General features: G+C 58.8%; 22 protein-coding genes. 16 read left to right on the forward strand and 6 right to left on the reverse strand.

Annotation, left to right across the window (positions count from 1 at the left end):
• The first annotated feature begins 43 nt into the window (after positions 1 to 43).
• A complete protein-coding gene (locus tag ACA041_RS29255) occupies positions 44 to 1,039 on the forward strand; it encodes an alpha/beta hydrolase family protein (RefSeq protein ID WP_497438932.1) in 996 nt (331 codons plus the stop codon).
• Positions 1,040 to 1,177: 138 nt separating this feature from the next.
• Here ACA041_RS29255 and ACA041_RS29260 read toward each other — a convergent pair whose 3' ends face one another.
• The 3 genes from ACA041_RS29260 to ACA041_RS29270 are packed head-to-tail and all read right to left on the reverse strand — an operon-like array spanning position 1,178 to position 3,634.
• Positions 1,178 to 1,945 carry a DnaJ domain-containing protein gene (locus ACA041_RS29260; protein ID WP_497438933.1) on the reverse strand — a complete coding sequence of 256 codons (768 nt, stop codon included), beginning with the start codon at positions 1,943 to 1,945 and terminating at the stop codon, positions 1,178 to 1,180.
• A 1-nt stretch (position 1,946) separates the two neighbouring features.
• Positions 1,947 to 2,618, reverse strand: a complete 672-nt coding sequence (gene murU / locus ACA041_RS29265; protein ID WP_497438934.1) for an N-acetylmuramate alpha-1-phosphate uridylyltransferase MurU — start codon at positions 2,616 to 2,618, stop codon at positions 1,947 to 1,949.
• Complete coding sequence (locus ACA041_RS29270; protein ID WP_497438935.1) at positions 2,615 to 3,634, reverse strand: aminoglycoside phosphotransferase family protein; 1,020 nt, start codon at positions 3,632 to 3,634, stop codon at positions 2,615 to 2,617. Before ACA041_RS29270 ends, murU begins: the two co-directional genes overlap by 4 nt.
• Before the next feature lie 130 nt (positions 3,635 to 3,764).
• On the opposite strand from ACA041_RS29270, the gene ACA041_RS29275 reads away from it, so the two are divergent.
• The 11 genes from ACA041_RS29275 to ACA041_RS29325 all read left to right on the forward strand — a co-directional run bounded on the left by ACA041_RS29275 (position 3,765) and on the right by ACA041_RS29325 (position 17,956).
• Positions 3,765 to 6,563 carry an LPS-assembly protein LptD gene (locus tag ACA041_RS29275; RefSeq protein WP_497438936.1) on the forward strand — a complete coding sequence of 933 codons (2,799 nt, stop codon included), beginning with the start codon at positions 3,765 to 3,767 and terminating at the stop codon, positions 6,561 to 6,563.
• Positions 6,538 to 7,860, forward strand: coding sequence for a peptidylprolyl isomerase SurA (gene surA / locus ACA041_RS29280; protein WP_497438937.1), 1,323 nt, complete (start codon positions 6,538 to 6,540; stop codon positions 7,858 to 7,860). Before ACA041_RS29275 ends, surA begins: the two co-directional genes overlap by 26 nt.
• Positions 7,857 to 8,846 carry a 4-hydroxythreonine-4-phosphate dehydrogenase PdxA gene (gene pdxA, locus ACA041_RS29285; RefSeq protein WP_497438938.1) on the forward strand — a complete coding sequence of 330 codons (990 nt, stop codon included), beginning with the start codon at positions 7,857 to 7,859 and terminating at the stop codon, positions 8,844 to 8,846. Before surA ends, pdxA begins: the two co-directional genes overlap by 4 nt.
• On the forward strand, positions 8,843 to 9,661 hold the full coding sequence (rsmA, locus tag ACA041_RS29290; protein WP_497438939.1) for a 16S rRNA (adenine(1518)-N(6)/adenine(1519)-N(6))-dimethyltransferase RsmA: 819 nt from the start codon (positions 8,843 to 8,845) through the stop codon (positions 9,659 to 9,661). The genes pdxA and rsmA overlap by 4 nt, the downstream gene beginning before the upstream one ends.
• Positions 9,662 to 9,784: 123 nt before the next feature.
• Entirely contained in the window at positions 9,785 to 10,165 is a 381-nt protein-coding gene (gene apaG, locus ACA041_RS29295) for a Co2+/Mg2+ efflux facilitator ApaG/CorD (RefSeq protein WP_497438940.1), read from the forward strand.
• Positions 10,165 to 11,049 carry a symmetrical bis(5'-nucleosyl)-tetraphosphatase gene (locus ACA041_RS29300; RefSeq protein ID WP_497438941.1) on the forward strand — a complete coding sequence of 295 codons (885 nt, stop codon included), beginning with the start codon at positions 10,165 to 10,167 and terminating at the stop codon, positions 11,047 to 11,049. Before apaG ends, ACA041_RS29300 begins: the two co-directional genes overlap by 1 nt.
• 33 nt (positions 11,050 to 11,082) lie before the next feature.
• The gene (gene glpE, locus ACA041_RS29305) at positions 11,083 to 11,412 is read left to right on the forward strand and encodes a thiosulfate sulfurtransferase GlpE (protein WP_497438942.1); all 330 of its coding nucleotides are present in this window, start codon (positions 11,083 to 11,085) and stop codon (positions 11,410 to 11,412) included.
• A gap of 296 nt (positions 11,413 to 11,708) precedes the next feature.
• Positions 11,709 to 13,631 carry a PrkA family serine protein kinase gene (locus ACA041_RS29310; protein WP_045059965.1) on the forward strand — a complete coding sequence of 641 codons (1,923 nt, stop codon included), beginning with the start codon at positions 11,709 to 11,711 and terminating at the stop codon, positions 13,629 to 13,631.
• Positions 13,632 to 13,832: 201 nt separating this feature from the next.
• On the forward strand, positions 13,833 to 15,104 hold the full coding sequence (locus tag ACA041_RS29315; protein WP_010467159.1) for a YeaH/YhbH family protein: 1,272 nt from the start codon (positions 13,833 to 13,835) through the stop codon (positions 15,102 to 15,104).
• Positions 15,101 to 16,663 carry a SpoVR family protein gene (locus tag ACA041_RS29320; RefSeq protein WP_128873971.1) on the forward strand — a complete coding sequence of 521 codons (1,563 nt, stop codon included), beginning with the start codon at positions 15,101 to 15,103 and terminating at the stop codon, positions 16,661 to 16,663. The genes ACA041_RS29315 and ACA041_RS29320 overlap by 4 nt, the downstream gene beginning before the upstream one ends.
• Positions 16,664 to 16,726: 63 nt before the next feature.
• Positions 16,727 to 17,956: a multifunctional CCA addition/repair protein gene (locus ACA041_RS29325; protein ID WP_497438943.1), complete on the forward strand. Its 1,230-nt coding sequence runs from the start codon at positions 16,727 to 16,729 to the stop codon at positions 17,954 to 17,956.
• A gap of 89 nt (positions 17,957 to 18,045) precedes the next feature.
• Here ACA041_RS29325 and folK read toward each other — a convergent pair whose 3' ends face one another.
• Both folK and folB read right to left on the reverse strand, forming a co-directional pair.
• Positions 18,046 to 18,564 (reverse strand): 2-amino-4-hydroxy-6-hydroxymethyldihydropteridine diphosphokinase, encoded by a 519-nt coding sequence (folK, locus tag ACA041_RS29330; protein ID WP_497438944.1) that lies wholly within the window; start codon positions 18,562 to 18,564, stop codon positions 18,046 to 18,048.
• Positions 18,555 to 18,911, reverse strand: coding sequence for a dihydroneopterin aldolase (gene folB, locus ACA041_RS29335; RefSeq protein ID WP_008027044.1), 357 nt, complete (start codon positions 18,909 to 18,911; stop codon positions 18,555 to 18,557). Before folB ends, folK begins: the two co-directional genes overlap by 10 nt.
• 74 nt (positions 18,912 to 18,985) lie before the next feature.
• Between folB and plsY the strand changes: the two genes are divergently transcribed.
• Complete coding sequence (gene plsY / locus ACA041_RS29340) at positions 18,986 to 19,555, forward strand: glycerol-3-phosphate 1-O-acyltransferase PlsY (RefSeq protein ID WP_497438945.1); 570 nt, start codon at positions 18,986 to 18,988, stop codon at positions 19,553 to 19,555.
• Between the two features lie 22 nt (positions 19,556 to 19,577).
• Here the strand turns inward: plsY and tsaD are convergent, their stop codons facing one another.
• Positions 19,578 to 20,603, reverse strand: a complete 1,026-nt coding sequence (gene tsaD, locus ACA041_RS29345) for a tRNA (adenosine(37)-N6)-threonylcarbamoyltransferase complex transferase subunit TsaD (RefSeq protein WP_497438946.1) — start codon at positions 20,601 to 20,603, stop codon at positions 19,578 to 19,580.
• A gap of 199 nt (positions 20,604 to 20,802) precedes the next feature.
• On the opposite strand from tsaD, the gene rpsU reads away from it, so the two are divergent.
• The 3 genes from rpsU to rpoD all read left to right on the forward strand — a co-directional run bounded on the left by rpsU (position 20,803) and on the right by rpoD (position 25,386).
• On the forward strand, positions 20,803 to 21,018 hold the full coding sequence (gene rpsU / locus ACA041_RS29350) for a 30S ribosomal protein S21 (RefSeq protein WP_002551877.1): 216 nt from the start codon (positions 20,803 to 20,805) through the stop codon (positions 21,016 to 21,018).
• 482 nt (positions 21,019 to 21,500) lie between these two features.
• Positions 21,501 to 23,468, forward strand: a complete 1,968-nt coding sequence (gene dnaG, locus ACA041_RS29355; protein ID WP_497438947.1) for a DNA primase — start codon at positions 21,501 to 21,503, stop codon at positions 23,466 to 23,468.
• A 67-nt stretch (positions 23,469 to 23,535) separates the two neighbouring features.
• On the forward strand, positions 23,536 to 25,386 hold the full coding sequence (gene rpoD / locus ACA041_RS29360) for an RNA polymerase sigma factor RpoD (protein ID WP_497438948.1): 1,851 nt from the start codon (positions 23,536 to 23,538) through the stop codon (positions 25,384 to 25,386).
• Positions 25,387 to 25,421 lie beyond the last annotated feature (35 nt).

Consider the following 25,421-nt stretch of genomic DNA (forward strand, 5'->3'; position numbering starts at 1 on the left):
AACCCATTAGGCTGCCGGAATAACTTCTGGCCTGGAATATCCGATGCTCCCTGTCTACCGCCTGACATTGCCAGCATTGTGCCTGTCGCTGATCCTGCCCTGCGCCTTTTCCGTCGAGGCGGCCGACCCGGCTGCCAGTGCCGCGGGGAAACCCGCAGAAGAAAAACCCCTCGAGCGCCAACCGCTGCTAGAGCGTAGTCAGGAAGAAGCCACAGCACTGGAGCGACAGATCCCGGCCCGGGAACAGCAACAGTTGCAAGCCGGTGCCGATACCTTTCTGGCCCTGTGGAAACCGGCCAACACCGCCAGCCCCAAAGGCGCGGTGATTATCATCCCGGGCGCTGGCGAAACCGTTGACTGGCCGCAAGCAATCGCTCCATTGCGGCGAAAATTGCCGGATGCCGAGTGGAGCAGCCTGAGTATCACCTTGCCGGACCCGCAAAGCGAAGCCATTGCGCCACGTATCGCTGAAATGCCGCCAACGCTCAAAGCACCCGAGACCGGCAGCAAGGATGCCACCACCGCCAAGCCCATCGAACAGGCGGTCGGCGGCGAAGCGGAGGTCGCGGACAAGGCGATCGTCGAGACCGCCGAGGAACAGGCCGAGGCTGACGCCGAACGAATCTTTGCTCGCATTGACGCGGCCATTGCCTACGCCGAACAGCAAAGCGTGCGCAGCATCGTGGTATTGGGTCATGGCACGGGGGCTTACTGGGCCGCGCGCTATCTGAGCGAAAAACAGCCATCGCAGGTCGAGAAACTGGTGATGGTCGCCGCCCAGACGCCGGTTAATGCGAAACCAGGGCTGGCTGAGCTCGCACCAACCTTGAAGCTGCCAACTGCAGATATCTTCTATATGGATAAGCCGGTGGATCGCAACGCGGCGCTGGAACGTTTGCAGGCGAGTAAACGCTTGAAGAGTTCCGGTTTCAGCCAGGTATCGCTCAAGGCGCTGCCTGGTAACGCCAAGGCTGAGCAAGAGCAGCTGGTGCGCCGGGTTCGGGGTTGGTTGAATCCTCAGCCTGCGGCGGACAGATAGACCGAGTCGCCCCATTCGCGAGCAGGCTCGCTCCCACATTGATCCCGGTGGTACACAGATTCTGTGCCCCCTGAAAATTTAATGTGGGAGCGAGCCTGCTCGCGAAGGCGGCATCACATTAAACACAACTCTGTCCTCCTACCGAAAATCCCGCCGCTCACGAATCAACGTGTACGCCGTATGCAGTTCACGAGTCTTATCGGTAGCCTCACGCACCTGCAACGCCGTCGCACCGCTGCCGGCGATCTTGTCCGGGTGATGGCGGCTGAGCAAACGTCGATAAGCGCGCTTGATCTGCGCCGGCTCGCTGCTGGCGGAAACACCCAATAGCCGCAAAGCCTCCTGATAAGTCACGGTGCTGCTGACCAACGGACGTTTCTGTGGTTCATAGTCGGTTGCCAGCGCCTGTACCTGTTGCCGCGTCCAGCCCAGCCATTTACCCCACTGGGCCAGCAGCTCAAGCTCACCGACACCGGCGTGGCCATCCGCCCAGATCATCCGCCAACAGGCGCGCAAGACGCCTTCAGCTGCATGGGGTTGAGCACTCAGACGGCGCATATAACCCCGCAACCGATCATGCCCCGCCTTGCCGCGATTAAACGCCGCAATCGCACGGCGCTGGGCCGAGTCGGTCATTTCCAGCGAGCGCATCTCCTGGCGAGCCTGGTGGATGTGGCCATCCACTACCCGCCCATCGCACTTGGCCAGGCGCCCCAGCAACACGAACAGCAGTTCATCGTTGCGCAGCGCCGGCCGGCCACCGAGCCTTTCCCGCACGTCCGCCCAGCTCTGCAGCTGCAGGCGCCGATCCAGCGCCTGTCCCAACAAGCCGCCGAGCATGGCCCCCGGAATGCTGGCAATGGCAAAGCCCGCTCCGGCTCCAATCAGAGTCCCTGGCCACAGCATGTCAGCGTCTCGCTTCTATCAGAGCATCCACTTGCGCCAGACGCTCGTGAGTGCCGACATCCACCCAGACCCCGTTCAGGTGTTCGCCGGTCACCTGACCGTCCGCCATGGCGGTGCGCAGCAACGGTGCAAGCTTGAAAGCCCCTGCCGAGCAACCTTCGAAGAGCTGCGGATGCAGCACCGCGATGCCGCTGTAGGTCAAGTTGGCGGTGTCCGCCTGACCGTCGTGTACCTGCCCGTCGACCAGGCTGAAATCCCCGGTGGGGTGATGAGCCGGGTTGTCCGCCAGCACCAGATGTGCCAGCCCTGCAATAGGCTGATGTAGCACGCTGAAGTCGTAATCGGTCCAGATGTCACCGTTGACGACTAAAAAGGCTTCATCCCCCAACAACGGTAACGCGCGGAAAATACCGCCTCCGGTTTCCAGTGGCTCACCTTCCGGCGAGTACTGAATGCGTACACCGTATTGCGAGCCATCGCCCAGGTAGTTTTCGATCTGCTGGCCAAGCCAGGCATGGTTGATCACCACCTCGGTAAACCCCGCCACCGCCAAGGCTTTCAGGTGATACTCGATCAACGGTATGCCGCCAGCGCGAACCAGCGGTTTCGGCATGGTCAGGGTCAACGGACGCATGCGCTCGCCTTTGCCAGCCGCCAGAATCATCGCCTTCATGCAATCGCTCCAGCGCGCAGACTGGCCAGCAACACATCCAGCTCAGCCAGTTCCGGGCGGCGCGCGACCACGGCGTCTATATAAGCGAAGAAGCGCGGCACATCCGCAAGGTAACGTGGCTTGCCGTCGCGGTGACAGATCCGGGCGAAGATGCCGATCACTTTCAGGTGGCGCTGCACGCCCATCAGGTCGCTGGCGCGCAGGAAATCCTCGAAGTCAGGCTGAACCGGGATCCCCCGCTCGCCCGCCTGTTGCCAGTAATCTCTCTGCCAGGCGCGCACTCGTTCCTCGGGCCAGCTGAGGAACGCATCCTTGAACAGGCAGGTCACGTCGTAGGTCACCGGGCCATAGACCGCGTCCTGGAAATCCAGGACACCCGGATTCGGCTCGCTGAGCATCAGGTTGCGCGGCATGTAATCGCGATGCACCAGGACTTTGGGCTGGGCCAGGGCGCTATCGATCAGCTTGTCGCTCACCTGCTGCCAGAGCATTTGTTGAGCCGGGTCGAACTCGATGCCCAACTCGTGCTTCACGTACCACTCGGGAAACAATTCCAGTTCGCGCCGCAACAAGGCCACGTCATAACTCGGTAGCGGTGCGACCATCGGCAACTGCTGAAAAGCCAGCAGCGCTTGCAGGGCATCCTTGAACAAGTCGTCGGCATTTTCGCTGTCGATCACGTCCAGATAAGTCTTGTTGCCCAGGTCATTGAGCAAAAGAAATCCACGTTCGAGGTCTTCGGCATAGATTTTCGGCACATTTATTCCGGATTTCGCCAGCAGGAAAGCAATATCCACAAAGGGTTTGCAGTTTTCCTGGGGCGGTGGAGCGTCCATCACGACGAAACTTCTGCCACAGCCTTCCCAGCGAAAGTAGCGTCGGAAGCTCGCGTCGCTACTGGCGGCGGTCAACGTGGCCGGGGGAACGGTCCCCCAGTCATGTTCGGCAAAGAGGATCGGCAACTGCTCATCGAGCCAAACTTTCAGGTGTTGCAAACGTACATCTTGGTCAGGCATTGCAAGGGTCTCCGACGGCGCTAGCCGTCAAGCGGGTCATGCTTTATTATCCAGCATCTTTTTCAGACCATCGAGAGGCGTGCGGCCCACACCGCGGGCAGATGGCACGCAGGAAGCCCGGACTAATAAGATGGCATTGAAATCCCCCGCGTTTCGTAAAAAATTTCCGTTGTTGGTAACTGGCAGTCTGCTGGCCCTGCAACCTTTAGCCACTTCGTTCGTGGTCGCCGCGGAACAGTATGACTGCTCAGTCTCTGCTTCGGGTGCCTGGGACTGTGCGCCAAAATCCCCAGCCCCTGCACTGCCACCGCGTCCCGTCCATGACGGCGGCGCAGTCAGCTCGAGCGGCGAGACGCCGGCTGAGGGCAGTGTCAGTCAAGACACCGGTGCCAAGCCAGTGCTGGTGACCGAAGCCAAGGGCCGCGGCCTGAAGTCGCGTAGCGAAGACTACAGTCACCTCGACTGGGTGCCACGCGAAAACCTCACGGCAGCTCAATTGGCCGAAACCGGTCCTTATTGCTCCGGTTCCTATGTCGAACCGACTCGTCCTGGCATGAATGACAAGACGAATAAAAGTGACGCCCCAACCTTTATCGGCGCCAAGGCCTCTCGCTACAAGCAGGAAGAACAGGTCGCCACCCTGGCCGGTGACGTGGTCATGCGCCAGGGCAGCATGCAGGTCGAAGCTGATGAAGCGAACCTCTACCAGGCCGAGAGCCGTGGCGAACTGAGCGGTAACGTGCGAGTTCGCGACAACGGCGCATTGATCGTCGGTGATCATGCCGACGTACAGCTCGACACCGGTGAAGCCAAGGTCGACAACGCCGAATACGTGATGCACAAATCCCGCATTCGCGGCAGCGCGCTGTACGCCAGACGTGCCGAGAACGCGATCATCCGCCTAAAGGATGGTACGTACACCACGTGCGAACCGAACAGCAACGCCTGGCAGCTCAAGGGCAACAACATCACCCTGAACCCGGCCACCGGCTTCGGTACCGCTACCAACGTGACATTGCGGGTCAAGGACATTCCGGTCCTGTACACGCCGTACATCTATTTCCCGATCGATGACCGTCGCCAGTCCGGCTTCCTGCCGCCGACCATCGGTACCGGCAGCGATACCGGCTTCTTGCTGGTCACCCCGTACTACTTCAACCTGGCACCGAACTACGATGCCACGCTGTACCCGCGCTACATGAGCAAGCGCGGCCTGTTGATGGAAGGCGAATTCCGCTACCTGACCAAGTCCAGCGAAGGTCAGTTCGGCGCCGCGTACCTCAACGATGAAAACGACGATCGCAAGCTGCAGACCGACTACGAAAAAACCCGCTACATGTACAACTGGCAGCACAAGGGTGGCCTCGACTCGCGCGTCCTCTCCCAGGTCGATTACACCAAGATCAGCGATCCGTATTACTTCCAGGATCTGCAGACTGACCAGATTGGCGTGAAAAGTTCTGACTACGTGAACCAGCAGGGTTCGGTCAGCTATCGCGGCGACAGTTACACCGCTCGCGTCAACGCCCAGGCTTATCAGCTGGCGACCGTATCGAACATTACCCCGTACGATCGTTTGCCGCAGATCACCTTTGATGGTGCACTGCCTTACCACCCGGGCGGCCTGGATTTCTCGTACAACACTGAACTCGTCAGGTTTGACCGCGATCTGGAAAACGGGAACTTCTCGGACGAAGATGGCAATGTGACGCCGCGCTTGGATACAAATGTCCAGGGTCTGGCGCGCGCCACCGGTGACCGTCTCAACCTGGCGCCAGCCGTGAGCCTGCCGCTGGACTGGACTTATGGGTTCCTGAAACCAACGCTCAAGTATCAGTACACGCAATATCAGCTGGACCTGGACGGCACGGGTAAAACCCAGATTGCCGCGCAGAACGCAGAACAGGACAGACTCAACGGTACTTTCGACAGCAACCAGAACCGCGGCGTGCCGATTGCAAGCATCGACAGCGGCCTGTACTTCGATCGCAACACCCAATGGTTCGGCAAGAATTATCGCCAGACCCTTGAGCCACGCCTGTTCTACCTCTATGTTCCGGAAACGGACCAGGAAGACATTCCAGTCTTCGACACCAGCGAGTACACCTTCAATTACGCGTCGCTGTTCCGTGACAACCGTTTCTCCGGCTCCGACCGCGTCGGCGACGAGAACAAACTGTCGCTGGGCATCACCAACCGCTGGATCGAGGACAATGGCTTCGAGCGTCAACGCATCAGCGTCGGCCAGGCCGTCTACTTCAAGGATCGCAAGGTTCAGTTGCCAGGCATCGATGCCAGGACCCGCCAGGATGCACAGTCGGACGTTTCGCCTTACGCACTGGAATACGAATACCGCTGGAACCGCGATTGGCGCACCACCGCCGATTACAACTGGGACCCGGACAGCCGCAGCCCTCGCTCGGGCAGCGCCATGTTCCACTACCAGCCTGAAGACAACCCGAACAAGGTCATCAACGCCGGTTATCGCTATCGCAATGACCAGGTCCGTTACGACCAGAACACCGGTCAATGGGCAGTGGGCGGCGGTGACTACGGTACTCCAGGCACCCCGGGTTACGTGAAGGACTACTACAAGATCCAGCAACACGACTTCTCGGTCATGTGGCCGATCGTGCCGCAATGGAACCTGATCAGCCGCTGGCAGTATGACTACAACCGCAACCGTACCCTGGAAGCCTTCGGTGGCTTCGAGTACGACAACTGCTGCTGGAAACTGCGCCTGATCAACCGTTACTGGGTCGACTATGACGAAACCAGTCAAGACGCACCGCAAAACGAAAAAGGCGACCATGGCGTCTTCCTCCAAATCGTTCTGAAAGGTCTCGGCGGCCTCACCGGCTCCAAAGTAGAGAGCTTCCTCGACAAAGGCATCCAAGGTTATCGTGAACGTGAAGACCAAGCTTTCTGATTGTCTGCGCCCGCTAATGCTGGGCGCGCTGTTCCTGGGTACCGCGGCCAACGCCGGGGTACAGTCCATCGATAAGGTGGTGGCCATCGTCGACAACGACGTGGTCATGCAGAGCCAGCTGGACCAGCGGGTCCATGAAGTTCAGCAAACCATCGCCAAACGCGGTGCTGCAGTACCGCCGGCCAACGTGCTGGATCAGCAGGTACTCGAGCGCCTGATCGTCGAGAACCTGCAATTGCAGATCGGCGAACGTTCCGGCATCCGCATTACCGATGAAGAACTGAACCAGGCTGTCGGCACCATTGCCCAGCGCAACAACATGTCCGTGGATCAATTCCGCGCCGCCCTGACTCGCGATGGCCTGTCCTACGACGAAGCCCGTGACCAGATTCGCCGCGAAATGATCATCAGCCGTGTGCGTCAGCGTCGTGTGGCCGAGCGCATCCAGGTATCCGAACAGGAAGTGAAGAACTTCCTCGCTTCCGATCTGGGCAAGATGCAGTTGTCCGAAGAGTTCCGCCTGGCCAACATCCTGATTCCTACGCCGGAAAGCGCCAACTCCGACGCGATTCAGAATGCAGCCAAACAGGCCGACGCGGTATACCAGCAGCTCAAGCAAGGCGCTGACTTCGGTCAACTGGCAATCGCCAAATCCGCCAGCGAAACCGCATTGGAAGGCGGCGACATGGGCTGGCGCAAAGCCGCTCAATTGCCACCTCCGTTCGATCGCCTGCTGAGCACCATGACTGTCGGCGACATCACCCAGCCAATGCGTACCCCAGGTGGCTTCATCATCCTGAAGATCCTCGACAAGCGTGGCGGTGAGGCCCAGGTGCGTGACGAAGTGCACGTGCGTCATATCCTGGTCAAACCGAGCCCGATCCGCGACGAAGAAAAAACCAGGGCCCTGGCTCAGTCGCTCTACACCCGTATCGAAGCGGGCGAAGATTTCGGCGAACTGGCGAAAAACTTCTCGGAAGACCCGGGCTCGGCCCTCAACGGTGGCGACCTTAACTGGATCGACCCGAATGCCCTGGTTCCCGAGTTCCGTGAAGTGATGGCCAATACCCCGCAAGGTCAGCTGTCCAAGCCGTTCCAGACCCAATATGGCTGGCACGTCCTGGAAGTTCTTGGCCGTCGCGCCACCGACAGCACTTCCCAGGCCCGCGAACAGCAAGCGATGACCGTACTGCGTAATCGCAAATACGACGAAGAGCTGCAAACCTGGCTGCGCCAGATCCGCGACGAAGCGTACGTAGAGATCAAGCTCCCTGGTGCAGACCAGGCCACGCAGTGAAACCGAAACGTTTCGCGCTGACACCGGGCGAGCCGGCCGGCATAGGTCCCGACCTGTGCCTGCTGCTCGCCTCGCAAGCCCAGCCCTATCCCCTGATCGCCATTACCAGCCGCGACCTGCTCCTTGAGCGGGCCGCGCAGCTGGGCGTGGTTGTCGATCTGCTGCCGGTCGCGCCGGACAGCTGGCCGGATGCACCCGCACCCGCCAACAGCCTGTACGTCTGGGATACACCACTCAACGCCAGGGTCACCGCCGGGCAACTGGACAAGGCCAATGCGGCGTTCGTTCTGGAAACCCTGACTCGCGCTGGCCAGGGCTGCCTGGATGGGCATTTTGCCGGCATGATCACCGCCCCTGTGCACAAGGGCGTGATCAATGAATCCGGGATCGCTTTTTCCGGGCACACGGAATTTCTCGCCGACCTGACCCATACCGCGCAAGTGGTGATGATGCTTGCGACCCGCGGATTACGCGTGGCGCTGGTCACCACCCACCTGCCCCTGCGCGAGATTGCCGATGCGATCACGCCGGAGCGGCTGGAACGGGTCACGCGAATCCTGCACCGCGATCTGCAAGAAAAATTCGGCATCGCCCGGCCACGCATCCTGGTCTGCGGGCTCAACCCCCATGCCGGTGAAGGCGGCCACCTGGGCCATGAAGAAATCGACATCATCGAACCTGCACTGGAGCGCCTGCGCGGCGAAGGCATGGACCTTCGCGGTCCCCTGCCCGCCGACACTCTGTTTACCCCCAAATATCTGGAGCACTGCGACGCGGTGCTGGCGATGTACCACGATCAGGGCCTGCCCGTGCTGAAATACAAAGGCTTCGGCGCGGCAGTCAACGTGACCCTCGGCTTGCCGATCATCCGCACGTCGGTCGACCACGGCACTGCCCTGGATCTGGCCGGCAGCGGTAAAATCGACACCGGCAGCCTGCAGGTCGCCCTGGAAACCGCCTATCAGATGGCCGAGACCCGTTTATGACCGAGCATTACCAACACCGGGCGCGCAAGCGTTTCGGCCAGAATTTCCTGCACGATGCTGGCGTTATCGACCGCATCCTGCGTTCCATCCACGCCAAACCTGAAGACCGCCTGCTGGAAATCGGTCCGGGCCAGGGCGCGCTGACCCAAGGCCTGCTCAACAGCGGTGCGCAGCTTGACGTGGTGGAGCTGGACAAGGATTTGATCCCGATCCTCAACCAGCAATTCGCCAGCAAAAGCAACTTCAACCTGCATCAGGGTGACGCGCTGAAGTTCGACTTCAACAGCCTCAACGCCGCACCGAACAGTCTGCGAGTGGTCGGCAACCTGCCGTACAACATCTCCACACCGCTGATTTTTCACCTGCTGCACAACGCCAGCCTGATCCGCGACATGCACTTCATGCTGCAAAAGGAAGTGGTCGAGCGCATGGCCGCGGGCCCTGGTGGTGGCGATTGGGGCCGGCTGTCGATCATGGTTCAGTATCACTGCCGGGTCGAGCATCTGTTCAACGTTGGCCCGGGCGCATTCAACCCGCCGCCGAAAGTCGACTCGGCCATCGTGCGCCTGGTGCCCCACTCGGTGCTGCCACACCCGGCCAAGGATCACAAGCTGCTGGAGCGCGTCGTGCGCGAAGCCTTCAACCAGCGACGCAAGACCCTGCGCAACACCCTCAAGTTGCTGCTGAGCAATGCCGAGATCGAAGCCGCCGGTGTCGATGGCAGCCTGCGCCCCGAACAGCTCGATCTGGCCGCCTTTGTGCGCCTGGCCGACACGCTGAGTGAACAAGTCCTGCAAAAGCCTGCAGACATCTGACAGGTCTGAAGCGTTATCGGATAGGACACCGGCGCACATGTCTGGTTTACTATCCGATACTTGGCCTAGACTGAGTTCAATCAGCTATGCCCCGCGTCCCGCTTCGTTTTTAAGGCCTCTTGCATGTCCGATCCTCGTTATCAGGTCGACGTCAGCGTCGTCACCCGCTATCTGGCTGAACAATCGCAACCCGAGCACTCCCGCTTTGCCTTTGCGTACACCATCACCGTGCACAATAACGGCGAGTTACCGGCCAAGCTGCTGTCGCGGCATTGGGTGATCACCGACGGTGACGGGCATGTCGAAGAAGTTCGCGGGGCGGGCGTTGTTGGCCAGCAGCCGCTGATCGAGGCGGGCGAAAGCCATACTTACAGTAGCGGCACCGTCATGACCTCCAAGGTCGGGACGATGCAAGGCACTTATGAGATGGTCGCCGAAGACGGCAAACACTTCGACGCCATCATCGCGCCATTCCGCCTGGCGGTGCCCGGAGCCCTGCACTGATGGCGACGTATGCCGTCGGCGATCTGCAAGGCTGCCTTGAAGCGCTGCAATGCCTGCTCAAACAGGTTGCCTTCGACCCGACGAAGGATCGTCTGTGGCTGGTGGGCGACCTGGTCAACCGCGGCCCTCAATCGCTCGAGACACTGCGTTTCCTCTATGGCATCCGTGAATCACTGGTGTGTGTACTTGGCAACCATGACCTGCACTTGCTGGCCGCAGGGCAGAACATCGAGCGCCTGAAGAAAGCCGACACCCTGCGCGAAATCATCGCAGCTCCTGATTGTGCCGAGCTGCTGGACTGGCTGCGCCAGCAAAAACTCATGCACTACGACGAACAACGAAATGTTGCCTTGGTGCATGCCGGCATTCCGCCGCAATGGTCGTTGCGCAAAGCCCTGAAGTGCGCCGCCGAGGTCGAGACCGCCCTGCGCGACGATAACCTGTTTCCTGCTTATCTAGATGGCATGTACGGCAACGATCCGGCGAAATGGGACAACGACCTCAAAGGCATCGCGCGCCTGCGAGTAATCACCAATTATTTTACCCGGATGCGCTTCTGCACCGCCGAGGGCAAGCTTGACCTCAAGAGCAAGGAAGGTCTCGATAATGCGCCGCCAGGTTACAAACCCTGGTTCCAGCACAAGGAACGCAAGACCAAGGGCCTGAAGATCATTTTTGGCCATTGGGCAGCACTGGAAGGCAAATGCAACGAGCCGGGGATCTCGGCCCTCGACACCGGCTGTGTCTGGGGCGGTGCCTTGACGCTGATGAATGTCGACAGCGGTGAACGCCTTCCCTGCAAATGCGACGAGCACGGCCATGCCGCCCTGCCACCAGTCGCCCCACGAATTTCCGAACCGTCGTCAGCCAGCGCCCCGCGCTAGACTGCGCTTTCAGCCGAGCCACAGGAGCCCGCCATGAGCGAATTCAAACGTATCCCCCCTGAACAGGCCCAGGCCCTGCGTGAACAAGGCGCAGTAGTGGTCGATGTTCGCGACCCCGCGACCTATGCCGCCCTGCACATCAGCGGCTCGAAGCATCTGGACAACCATTCCCTGCATGCCTTCATTCAGGGCGCTGATCTGGACGCACCGACTGTAGTGGTCTGCTATCACGGTAATTCCAGCCAGGGCGCGGCCGCTTACTTGATCAGCCAGGGCTTCTCCGACGTCTACAGCATGGATGGCGGATTTGAGTTGTGGCGTACGACTTATCCTTCGGAAACAGCGCAAGGCACCTCCGAATAATTTTTTTGTAATGCGCAAGCCCCCGGCTCCCGCGGGTTAGCGCGGTGGCAGACGAACGGTCTGCCACAACTAATTACTTATCTTGCCTTTACCTCCTGAATTCCCAACTATCCTTAAGCGCAGGCCATCCAAAACAGGGGAGAGCCGGTACACCGGCGCGCGGATCATCGGGAGTAGCTTCCAGGGCTGTAGCTCTGAAAGTGTTCTGGGGGGTAAACAGCAACTGCATATCCGGTTGCTGCCAGCATCGACTGATTGATTCGGCGTCGGCTCCACGTATCGAGCGAGGTGACGTCATGAGTATCTTTAGCCACTTCCAACAACGCTTCGAGTCCACACGCCAGGAAGAACTCTCGCTGCAAGAGTATCTTGAACTGTGCAAACAGGACCGCAGCGCCTACGTTTCCGCAGCCGAGCGTCTTTTGCTGGCCATCGGTGAACCGGAGCTGCTCGACACCTCGACCAACTCGAGGCTGTCGCGAATCTTTTCCAACAAGGTGATCCGCCGCTATCCGGCCTTTGAAGACTTCCACGGGATGGAAGAATGCATCGACCAGATCGTGTCGTATTTCCGCCATGCCGCTCAGGGCCTGGAAGAAAAGAAACAGATCCTCTACCTGCTCGGCCCCGTCGGCGGTGGTAAATCGTCCCTGGCCGAGAAGCTCAAACAGCTGATCGAAAAAGTACCCTTCTACGCGATCAAGGGCTCGCCGGTATTCGAATCGCCTCTGGGTCTGTTCAACGCCACTGAAGATGGCGCGATCCTCGAGGAAGACTTCGGCATTCCGCGGCGCTACCTCAACACCATCATGTCGCCATGGGCCACCAAGCGCCTGGCCGAATTCGGCGGCGACATCAGCCAGTTCCGCGTGGTGAAACTCTATCCGTCGATCCTGAACCAGATCGCCGTGGCCAAAACCGAACCGGGTGACGAGAACAACCAGGACATTTCGGCGCTGGTCGGCAAGGTTGATATCCGCAAGCTGGAAGAATTCCCGCAAAACGACGCCGACGCCTACAGCTACTCGGGCGCACTGTGCCGGGCCAACCAGGGCCTGATGGAATTCGTCGAAATGTTCAAGGCGCCTATCAAGGTGCTGCACCCATTACTGACCGCCACCCAGGAAGGCAATTACAACAGTACCGAAGGTCTCGGCGCGATTCCGTTCACCGGGATCCTGCTGGCTCACTCCAACGAATCGGAATGGCACACCTTCCGCAACAACAAGAACAACGAAGCCTTCATCGACCGGATCTACATCGTCAAGGTGCCGTACTGCCTGCGGGTCAGCGACGAAGTGAAGATTTACGACAAGCTCTTGTTCAACAGTTCGCTGGCCAAGGCTCACTGCGCGCCTGACACCCTGAAGATGCTCGCCCAGTTCACCGTGCTCTCGCGTCTCAAGGAGCCGGAAAACTCCAACATCTATTCCAAGATGCGGGTGTATGACGGCGAAAACCTCAAGGATACCGATCCGAAGGCCAAGTCGATTCAGGAATACCGCGACAACGCGGGTGTCGACGAAGGCATGAACGGCCTTTCGACCCGGTTCGCGTTCAAGATCCTGTCGAAGGTCTTCAACTTCGATCCGCACGAAATCGCCGCCAACCCGGTGCATCTGCTCTACGTGCTGGAACAACAGATCGAACAGGAACAATTCCAGGCCGAGACCCGCGAACGCTACTTGCGCTTCCTCAAGGAGTACCTGGCACCACGCTATATCGAATTTATCGGCAAGGAGATCCAGACCGCCTACCTCGAGTCTTACAGCGAATACGGCCAGAACATCTTCGATCGGTATGTGCTGTACGCCGACTTCTGGATCCAGGACCAGGAGTATCGCGATCCGGAAACCGGCGAAATTCTCAACCGCGTAGCGCTGAACGAAGAACTAGAGAAAATCGAAAAACCGGCAGGCATCAGCAATCCGAAGGATTTCCGCAACGAAATCGTCAATTTCGTGCTGCGCGCCCGAGCCAACAACAATGGCAAGAACCCAACCTGGCTCAGCTACGAAAAACTGCGGGTAGTCATCGAGAAGAAAATGTTCTCCAACACCGAGGACCTCCTGCCAGTCATCAGCTTCAATGCCAAGGCCAGCAAAGAGGATCAGCAGAAGCACAACGACTTCGTCACAAGGATGGTCGAGCGGGGCTACACCGACAAACAGGTACGACTGCTGTCCGAGTGGTACCTGCGGGTCAGAAAATCACAGTAACCCGCTGCCGGTCAGACCGGTTGTCGTCAGCCAGAGGTCTGTGTACACATTTTCTGTTACACAGGCCTCTGGAAGGTGTTCGAAAGTCGGTAGCGAGTTTCAAGCAGTATCCAAAGCGCTTGGGGGAGCGTGAACATCCCTTGGCACGGTCGATGCTGCATAACCGCTCGCCCCTTTCAGGACAGCTTCTAAGGAGCAGTCATGAGCTATGTGATCGACCGACGTCTCAATGGCAAGAACAAGAGCACGGTGAACCGTCAGCGGTTTCTGCGGCGTTATCGTGACCACATCAAGAAGGCTGTCGAAGAGGCGGTCAGCCGGCGTTCCATTACCGATATGGAACACGGCGAACAAATCAGCATCCCTGGCCGCGATATCGACGAGCCGGTGCTTCATCATGGTCGCGGCGGCAAGCAGACCGTCGTGCACCCGGGCAACAAGGAATTCACCAGCGGCGAGCATATTGCCCGCCCACCTGGAGGTGGCGGCGGCAGAGGCCCCGGCAAGGCCGGTAACTCGGGCGAAGGGATGGACGAGTTCGTCTTCCAGATCACCCAGGAGGAATTTCTCGAATTCATGTTCGAGGACCTCGAGCTGCCGAACCTGGTCAAGCGCAACCTGACCGGCACCGATACCTTCAAGACGGTTCGTGCCGGTATCAGCAATGAAGGCAATCCATCGCGGATCAATATTATCCGCACTCTGCGCTCGGCCCATGCGCGCAGAATCGCCCTGTCTGGCAGCAGCCGGGCGAAATTGCGTGAAGCCAAGGAAGAACTTCTTCGACTGAAACGTGACGAGCCGGATAACTTCGGAGATATTCAGGAAATCGAAGCAGAAATCGAAAAACTCAGTGCGCGCATACATCGCGTTCCGTTTCTCGACACCTTCGACCTCAAGTACAACCTGCTGATCAAACAACCGAACCCGAGTTCCAAGGCGGTGATGTTCTGCCTGATGGACGTGTCCGGCTCCATGACCCAGGCGACCAAGGACATCGCCAAGCGATTCTTTATACTTTTGTACCTGTTTCTCAAGCGCAACTACGACAAGATCGACGTCGTGTTCATCCGTCACCACACCAGTGCCAGGGAAGTGGATGAGGAGGAATTTTTCTACTCCCGCGAAACCGGCGGCACCATCGTTTCAAGTGCACTCAAGCTGATGCAGGAAATCATGGCTGAACGCTATCCGAGCAATGAGTGGAACATCTATGCCGCTCAAGCCTCCGACGGCGACAACTGGAACGACGATTCACCGATTTGCCGCGACATCCTGATCAACCAGATCATGCCGTTCGTGCAGTACTACACTTACGTTGAGATCACCCCACGCGAACACCAGGCCCTGTGGTTCGAATACGAACGCATCGCCGAAGCCTTCTCTGACACTTTTGCCCAGCAACAACTGGTCTCGGCCGGGGATATCTATCCGGTCTTCCGTGAACTCTTCCAGCGCAGGTTAGTGACATGACCGCCAAAGAGCAGAAGCGCCAACCCATTTCCACCGGCTCCGAGTGGACGTTCGAGCTGATTCAGGCCTACGACAAGGAAATCAGTCGCCTGGCGGCTCGTTATGCCCTGGATACTTATCCCAATCAGATCGAAGTGATCACCGCCGAGCAGATGATGGACGCCTACGCCTCCGTCGGCATGCCGTTGGGTTATCACCATTGGTCCTACGGCAAACACTTCCTCAGTACCGAAAAATCCTACAGTCGCGGCCAGATGGGGCTGGCGTACGAGATCGTGATCAATTCGGACCCGTGCATCGCCTACCTGATGGAAGAAAACACCATTTGCATGCAGGCACTGGTCGTCGCGCATGCCTGCTATGGGCATAACAGCTTCTTCAAGGGCAATTACCTCTTTCGCACCTGGACCGATGCCAGCTCGATTATCGACTACCTGGTGTTCGCCAAGCAGTACATCATGCAGTGTGAAGAGCGCCACGGCATTGATGCCGTGGAGGACCTGCTCGATTCCTGCCATGCGCTGATGAATTACGGGGTTGACCGCTACAAGCGCCCATACCCTATTTCGGCGGAAGAAGAACGTCGCCGGCAAAAGGATCGGGAAGAGCATCTGCAGAAGCAGATCAACGACCTGTGGCGGACCATTCCCAAAGGCGCAGACAAGTACAGCGACAAGGACAATGCGCGCTTCCCCGCCGAACCCCAGGAAAACATCCTCTACTTCATCGAAAAACACGCACCGCTACTGGAGCCATGGCAGCGGGAAATCGTGCGGATCGTGCGCAAGATCGCACAATATTTTTACCCGCAGCGCCAGACTCAGGTGATGAACGAGGGGTGGGCCACATTCTGGCATTACACCCTGATGAACGACCTGTATGACGAAGGCCTCGTGACTGACGGATTCATGATGGAGTTTCTGACATCCCATACCAGCGTGGTCTACCAGCCTGGCTTCGATAGTCCCTACTACAACGGTATCAACCCTTACACCCTGGGGTTTGCCATGTACCGGGACATCCGGCGCATGTGCGAAAACCCAACCGAAGAGGATTACCGCTGGTTCCCTGAAATTGCCGGCACCGACTGGCTGTCGAGCATCAAGTTCGCCATGAGCAGTTTCAAGGACGAGAGTTTCATTCTGCAGTACCTGTCACCCAAGGTGATCCGCGACTTGAAGCTGTTCAGCATTCTCGATGACGATCAGAAGGAAGACCTGCTGGTCCCGGCGATTCACGACGAAGGGGGTTATCGCATCATTCGGGAAACCTTGGCGGCGCAGTACAACCTGGGCAACCGGGAACCCAACGTGCAGATCTACAGCATCGACCGTCGAGGCGACCGCTCGCTGACCTTGCGCCACCAGCAACACGACCGGAAACCGTTGGGTGAATCCACCGAGGAAGTACTCAAACACCTGCATCGCCTCTGGGGCTTCGACATTCACCTGGAAACCTTGCAAGGCGACCAAGTGATGAAAACCCATCACGTTCCGCCTAGAGGTGAACACAGCGAGGGTGATTACGGCCGACTGGATCTGGCTGTTATCCATCTTTGATCCTGTTTCTGCCTCCGGAAGTTCGACGCAAAGGTTATTCTGTCGAGCTAACGGAGGTTTTTTATGCAGATTTATAAAGTCGGCGGGGCAGTTCGCGATCGCCTGCTGGGCAAACCTGTCACCGATATCGACTGGGTCGTTGTAGGCGCCACCACTGAAGAAATGCTCGCCAAGGGCTTCCGCCCGGTGGGTGCGGATTTCCCGGTATTCCTTCATCCCAAAAGCGGTGAGGAATACGCCCTTGCCCGAACCGAACGCAAAAGCGGGCGCGGTTACGGCGGCTTCACCTTTCACGCCAGTCCCGAAGTCACCCTCGAAGAAGACTTGATCCGTCGCGACCTGACGATCAATGCCATGGCTGAAGACGATCAGCAAATCCTGACGGATCCCTACCATGGCCAGCGCGACCTCGAAGCTCGCCTGCTTCGTCACGTTAGCCCCGCCTTCGCCGAAGATCCCCTCCGGGTACTGCGTGTTGCACGCTTTGCGGCGCGCTACGCCGAACTGGGTTTCACCGTAGCTCCTGAAACGATGGAGCTGATGCGCCAACTCAGCGAGTCAGGCGAATTGCAAGCCCTGACAGCGGAGCGCAGCTGGAAAGAAATCTCCCGCGCATTGATGGAAGATCAGCCTCAGGTATTCATTAAAGTACTGCGCGAATGCGGTGCGCTCAAGGTGCTGATGCCGGAAGTCGATGCATTGTTCGGCGTGCCCCAACCGGAAGCCCATCATCCTGAAATCGACACTGGCGTGCACACCTTGAGCGTGCTACAGCAAGCAGCCCTGCACAAACAACCGCTGACCGTGCGCTGGGCCTGTCTACTGCATGATCTGGGCAAGGGACTCACGCCCGAGGAGGAATGGCCCCGACACATTGCCCATGAGCACAAGGGCCTGAAGCTGATCAAGGCGGTCAATGAACGCTTCAAGGCACCCAGGGACTGCCAGGAACTGGCTCTGCTGGTCGGTCAATATCACACCCATGGTCATCGTGCCTTGGAGCTGAAGCCGTCGACCTTGCTCGAATTGCTGCAGAGTTTCGATATTTACCGCCGGCCGCACCGGTTCGAGGAATTTATCGCGGCGTGCGAGATGGACGCGCGTGGGCGCAAGGGGCTGGAGCAGAGAAGTTATCCACAGGCGGATTATTTGCGTGGAGCAGCGACGGCGGCTCGCAGTGTCGCGGTGCAGCCGTTACTGGAGAAGGGATTCAAGGGGCCTGAACTGGGAGAAGCGTTGAAAACAGAACGCTTGAAAGCGTTGAAATCCTACAAAGAGGCGGCGTCTGTCTGAAAGCTTCGCGAGCAAGCCCACTCCCACATTGGTGTGAACACCCGAGATCCAGTGTGGGAGAGGGCTTGCTCGCGAAGGCGTCATCCAATTCAAAGCAAATCTGAAGGCGTCAACTGCTCTCCGCGCCACTCAAACGCCACTGGCGCCAACACCTGATCAATCCGCGCTTCGCTCCACAACGTCGCAAAGCTCTTGCCGATACCCGGATGCACGCGATCCGGCGCAATCAGCGACAACGGCCACAACACAAAGGCATTTTTCAGAATCTCGGCCCGCGGCAGAATCAAACCATCGAAGTTGCCCACCAGATCACCAAACAGCAGCACATCGATATCCAGCGGCAAACCCTTGCGGTCCGGCGCGTAACGACCATTATCCGCCTCAATGAATTTCAACCGACGGTCCAACTCCACCAGCGGCAGATCGGTGTACGCCGAGACCACGAAATTGAAGAACGGCCCGCTTTTGATCCCCACTGGCTGGCTTTCGAACACCGCCGAGCAACGTATGTCCACCAGGAAACCGGCCAAGGCGTCCAGGCCAGCCTGCAAATGGGATTCGCGCTCGATATTGCTGCCGAGCCCGAGATAAACCTGAGTCAGCGACATCCGCGCTCGATCTCCACGCCCACACCACCGGTGGCAGCCGGTACTGCACCTGGCTTGGTCAGCTTGAGTCGCATCCAGGTGATATTGAACTCGCTCATCAGCACTTCAACCAGCCGTTCGGCAAAGGTTTCGACCAGCTGGAACTGCGCCTGCTCGGCAAACGCCTGGATGCGCGATGAAACGCTCGCGTAATCGAGCGCCAGCGTCAGGTCGTCACCGGCTGCCGCCGGGCGATTATCCCAGGCGAAGCTCAGATCAAGACGCAAGCACTGCCGGATGCCTCGCTCCCAGTCGTAGGCACCAATCACGGTGTCGACTTCCAGGCCCTCGATAAACACTCTGTCCAAGCACTTTTCTCCGCTGCACGACAAGGGCGCAATGCGCCGTTAGAATCAGGGCGTCCTCGCCCGGAATAGTTAGCATGTTTTGGTTACTGGCGATCCTCGCCTACCTGCTCGGCTCTCTGTCCTTCGCCATCTTGCTCAGCCGCCTGACCGGTAACCCCGATCCGCGAATGAGTGGCTCGGGCAATGCCGGTGCCACCAACATGTTGCGCGTGGCAGGCAAAAAGCTCGCCACCCTGACCTTGCTCGGCGACCTCTGCAAGGGCCTGCTGCCAGTGCTGATCGCAGGAGTTGCAGGGCTTTCGCTGCAGGAACAGGCCTGGATCGGCATCTGCGCCGTCATCGGCCACCTGTTTCCGCTGTACTTCCGATTTCGCGGTGGAAAAGGTGTCGCCACCGCCGCCGGAATGTTGCTCGGCCTGTACCCGCCTGCGGCACTGTTGGCCGTTTGCGCCTGGCTGCTGACGTTTTACCTGACCCGCACCAGCTCGCTCGCCGCATTGATCGCCACGCCGCTGACCCTGCCGCTGCTGGCCTGGCAAGAGCCGGCGGCACTGTTGCCCATGAGTGCGCTCACCGCGCTGATCGTCTGGCGTCATCGCGGCAATCTACGCGACCTGTTGGCCGGGCGCGAACGGCATTTCTAATACCGGACATGAGCGCCGCTCATCACAGCGCCGTCAATTGCTCCATTGGCCAGCGTGCCTGGACGCTGATTGCCAGGCTTTCGTGCTGGCCCGCTTGCAAGCGCTGACAACCGGCGAACGCGATCATCGCGCCGTTATCCGTACAGAATTCGGGACGGGCATAAAACACATCGCCGCGCATATCCCCGAGCATTTTCTCCAGAGAAGTGCGCAATGCCTTGTTGGCGCTGACGCCCCCAGCGATCACCAGACGCTTCATACCCGCCTGTTTGAGGGCGCGCTTGCACTTGATGGTCAAAGTCTCCACCACGGCCTGCTGGAACGCCAGCGAGATGTCGCAACGGGCTTGCTCGCTGTCGTCCCCGGCGCTGACGCATTGCTGCCAGGTGTTCAGGGCAAAGGTTTTCAAGCCGCTGAAGCTGAACGCCAGGCCCGGGCGGTCACACATCGGACGCGGGAAAGTGAATCGTCCTGCAACCCCCTGCTCCGCCAGTCGCGCGATCTCCGGACCGCCTGGATAATTGAGACCCATCATCTTCGCAGTCTTGTCGAACGCCTCACCGGCGGCATCGTCGAGGGTCTCGCCCAACAAGGTGTATTGGCCGATTCCGTCGACCTGGACCAGTTGCGTATGACCACCCGACACCAACAAAGCGACGAACGGAAATTGCGGCGGTTGCGTCTCCAGCATGGGCGCCAGCAAATGGCCTTCCATGTGGTGCACACCAAGGGCCGGAATGCCCCAGGCAAAGGCCAGCGCCTGGGCGCAGGAAGCCCCCACCAATAACGCACCGACCAGCCCGGGACCCGCGGTGTAAGCGATCGCATCGATCTCGGTCGGCACACAGTCGGCCTCGGCCAACACCTGACGAATCAAGGGCAGCATGCGCTTGACGTGGTCACGCGAGGCCAGCTCCGGCACCACGCCACCATAGGCACGGTGCAGGTCTATCTGGCTGAACAGCGCGTCGGCCAGCAGGCCGCGTTCACTGTCATATAATGCGACACCAGTTTCGTCGCAAGAGGTTTCTAATCCCAGTACTAGCATGGGTTTGCGCCTTGTTTAGGCTGAGTTCGAAGGCGCGCATAATAGTCGCCACGTGATGCCCCGACCAGCGGTTTTCGATCAGAGGCTTTGCATTCCGAGCGATGAGGGGTTAACATCCGCAACCCTTAAAAACCGACGTCTTCAAGTGCTCTTTTGCCACGAGGATGTTGACCCCGGTAATGAATGAAGGTAGCTCTGGATGCCAGCCGTCAAAGTAAAAGAGAACGAACCCTTCGACGTAGCTCTGCGTCGTTTCAAGCGCTCCTGCGAAAAAGCCGGTGTTCTGGCTGAAGTTCGTAGCCGCGAATTTTACGAGAAGCCGACTTCTGAGCGTAAGCGTAAAGCAGCAGCCGCTGTTAAGCGTCACGCCAAGAAAGTTCAGCGCGAGCAGCGCCGCGCCGTTCGTCTGTACTAATACACAGACGTTCGTAGCAAGCTTCTGCCAAGCCCGGCCCTCAGCCGGGCTAATGGCATTTGCGTAATACGCTTGATGCTTCACCGTCAAAGCCGCCGATGCGACCGAGACAAACCTGCTTCACAGCGTCAGACCTGGCTCTTTTGCCAGCGGTGCACGTCTTTTCTGACGAGCCTTCCAAGGCTACTGACGAGCACACCCACTGATTCCTCTCACGACGATCAGCCCAAGGCACCTTCTTGCGTGCCCGCTTATGAGCGATCCGGGGCCATCGACTGGCCGCAGCGGATTTCAGCGCAATATTTTCAAATAGTCGAATACTGATTGGTACTAACGTCAGTGGATTTTCGGCGGATACACTTCCCGACAGCGATTACGCAGACGAGACAGGTCGAGCCGTACATTTTGCGCGCCTCAAACAACGACCCGCATTCGGCCGCCTTTTGTTTCGGGTCCATTTCAGCGCAGATGACGAGAACGCCATGGCCGGGCTAATTCCCCAGAGCTTCATTGACGACCTTCTGAACCGCACCGACATCGTCGATGTGGTCAGCTCGCGCCTGCAAATGAAAAAGGCCGGCAAGAACTACACCGCCTGCTGCCCTTTTCACAAAGAGAAAACCCCGTCCTTCAGCGTCAGTCCCGACAAACAGTTCTATTACTGCTTCGGCTGCGGCGCTGGCGGCAATGCCCTAGGTTTCATGATGGACCACGACAACCTGGATTTCGTCCAGGCTGTCGAAGAACTGGCCAAAGCCGCCGGCATGGAAATACCCCGCGAAGAAAGCGGCCGGCCGCACAAACCGCGGCAGCCGACCGACTCGCCACTTTATCCCCTGCTCACCGCGGCTGCCGACTTCTACCGACAGGCCTTGAAGAGCCATCCGTCGCGCAAAGCCGCCGTGGATTACTTGAAAGGTCGCGGGCTTACCGGCGAAATCGCCCGGGACTTCGGCCTCGGTTTCGCCCCGCCCGGCTGGGACAATCTGTTCAAGCACTTGAGTAGCGACACTCTTCAGCAGAAAGCCATGGTCGATGCCGGCCTGCTGATCGAGAACGCCGAAACCGGCAAACGCTATGACCGCTTCCGCGATCGCGTGATGTTCCCGATCCGCGACAGCCGTGGGCGGATCATCGCTTTTGGCGGCCGGGTACTGGGCGACGACAAGCCCAAATACCTGAACTCTCCGGAAACGCCGGTATTCCATAAAGGCCAGGAACTCTACGGTCTTTATGAGGCACGCAAGAACAACCGCAATCTCGACGAAATCATCGTCGTCGAAGGCTACATGGATGTCATCGCCCTCGCCCAGCAAGGCCTGCGCAATGCCGTGGCAACCCTGGGTACCGCCACCAGCGAAGAGCACTTGAAGCGACTGTTTCGCGTCGTACCCAATGTGCTGTTCTGCTTCGACGGCGACCAGGCCGGCCGTAACGCCGCGTGGCGGGCGCTGGAAGCAACCCTGCCCTGCCTGCAGGATGGGCGGCGCGCACGTTTTCTGTTCCTGCCGGAAGGCGAAGACCCGGATACGTTGGTTCGCTCCGAAGGCACTGATGCCTTCCGCGCACGGATCAACCAGCACGCCCAACCGTTAGCGGATTACTTTTTTCAACAGCTGACCGAGGAATCGGACCCGCGCTCGCTGGAAGGCAAGGCCCACATGGCCACCCTCGCCGCGCCACTGATCGACAAAGTCCCGGGTGCCAACCTGCGCATCCTGATGCGCCAACGCCTGAGCGAAATCACCGGCCTGAGCGGTGAAGCCGTGAGCCAACTGGTGCAAAGCGCGCCCCAGGAAGCACCACCGGCCTACGACCCGGGCATCGATTACGACGCCATGCCGGATTACAGCGACTACCATCAGCCGCAGGCACAGGAGATGTACGTGCCGCAGCAGGAATGGACGCCAAAGAAACCCGGCGCCGGCGGCAAGAAGTGGGACAAGAAACCGTGGGACAAGAATGGCAAACACGGCGGCGATCGCGACCAACCCCGCGCGCCACGGGTGCCGGCCGCGGTCGAACCCCCCACCCTGGCCGCCTTGCGCACGCTATTGCACCATCCGCAACTGGCCGAAAAAGTCGAGGATGCCGGGCACTTTGCTGCCGAGGATCACACTAATACGCAACTGCTGGTGGCCCTTCTCGAAGCCGTACAGAAGAATCCCAAGCTAAACTCATTTCAGTTGATCGCACGCTGGCACGGTACCGAACAAGGGCGTTTGCTCAAGGCGCTGGCGGAAAAGGAATGGCTGATTGACGGAGATAACCTTGAACAACAGTTTTTCGACACCATTACTAGTTTATCCGCCCGCCAACGCGAGCGAAACCTGGAACAACTTCTCAGAAAAGCGCGGCAAAGCGAATTGAGTGCCGAAGAGAAAAATCAACTGCGCGACCTTTTAAGTCGCAATGTTTCCGCATCAAACCCGACCTCAACTGGCGCGTGAGGTCATAGCTCAGGTATAATCCTCGGCTTGTTTTTTGCCCGCCAAGACCTTCAGTGGATAGGGTGTTATGTCCGGAAAAGCGCAACAGCAGTCTCGTATCAAAGAGTTGATCACACTTGGTCGTGAGCAGGGTTACCTGACTTACGCGGAGGTCAACGACCACCTGCCGGAGGATATTTCAGATCCGGAACAGGTGGAAGACATCATCCGCATGATCAATGACATGGGGATCAACGTATTCGAGGTTGCGCCAGATAAGGATTCCCTTATGCTGGCCGACGCCGATACCGACGAAGCCGCGGCCGAAGAGGCAGCAGCAGCGTTGGCAGCGGTCGAGACCGACATTGGTCGCACCACCGACCCGGTGCGCATGTACATGCGTGAAATGGGTACGGTAGAGCTCCTCACGCGTGAAGGCGAAATTGAAATCGCCAAGCGTATTGAAGAGGGCATCCGCGAAGTGATGGGCGCAATCGCGCACTTCCCTGGCACGGTTGACCATATTCTCTCCGAATACACTCGCGTCACCACCGAAGGTGGCCGCCTGTCCGACGTCCTGAGCGGTTATATCGACCCGGACGACGGCATTGCGCCGCCTGCTGCAGAAGTGCCACCGCCTGTCGACCCGAAAGCCGTGAAAGCGGACGACGACACCGACGACGATGACGCCGAAGCGACGACTGATGACGAAGAAGAAGCCGAAAGCGGTCCGGATCCGGTCATCGCCGCACAGCGTTTTGGCGCTGTCTCCGATCAGATGGAAATCACCCGCAAGGCCCTGAAAAAGCACGGTCGTGGCAATAAGCTGGCAATTGCCGAGCTGATTGCCCTGGCTGAGCTGTTCATGCCGATCAAACTGGTGCCGAAGCAATTCGAAGGCCTGGTCGAGCGTGTTCGCAGCGCCCTGGATCGTCTGCGTCAGCAAGAGCGCGCGATCATGCAACTTTGCGTTCGTGATGCCCGCATGCCGCGTGCCGACTTCCTGCGCCAGTTCCCGGGCAATGAAGTCGACGAAAGCTGGACCGATGCGCTGGCCAAAGGCAAAAGCAAATACGCTGAAGCCATTGGTCGCCTGCAACCGGACATCATTCGTTGCCAGCAGAAGCTGACCGCACTGCAAACCGAAACCGGTTTGACGATCGCCGAGATCAAGGACATCAACCGTCGCATGTCGATCGGTGAGGCCAAGGCCCGCCGCGCGAAGAAAGAGATGGTTGAAGCGAACTTGCGTCTGGTGATTTCCATCGCCAAGAAGTACACCAACCGTGGCCTGCAATTCCTCGATCTGATCCAGGAAGGCAACATCGGCTTGATGAAAGCGGTGGACAAGTTCGAATACCGTCGCGGCTACAAGTTCTCGACTTATGCCACCTGGTGGATCCGTCAGGCGATCACTCGCTCGATCGCCGACCAGGCCCGCACCATCCGTATTCCGGTGCACATGATCGAGACGATCAACAAGCTCAACCGCATTTCCCGGCAGATGTTGCAGGAAATGGGTCGCGAACCGACCCCGGAAGAGCTGGGCGAACGCATGGAAATGCCCGAGGATAAAATCCGCAAGGTATTGAAGATCGCTAAAGAGCCGATCTCCATGGAAACCCCGATCGGTGATGACGAAGACTCCCATCTGGGTGACTTCATCGAAGACTCGACCATGCAGTCGCCAATCGATGTTGCTACCGTTGAGAGCCTTAAAGAAGCGACTCGCGAAGTGCTGTCCGGCCTTACTGCCCGTGAAGCCAAGGTACTGCGCATGCGTTTCGGTATCGACATGAATACCGACCACACCCTCGAGGAGGTTGGTAAGCAGTTCGACGTGACCCGTGAACGGATTCGTCAGATCGAAGCCAAGGCGCTGCGCAAGCTGCGCCACCCGACGAGAAGCGAGCATCTGCGCTCCTTCCTCGACGAGTGATAACAAACCCCCCGGCCCAGGCCGGGGGTTTTGCT

It is taken from the genome of Pseudomonas sp. LBUM1676 (assembly GCF_059695605.1).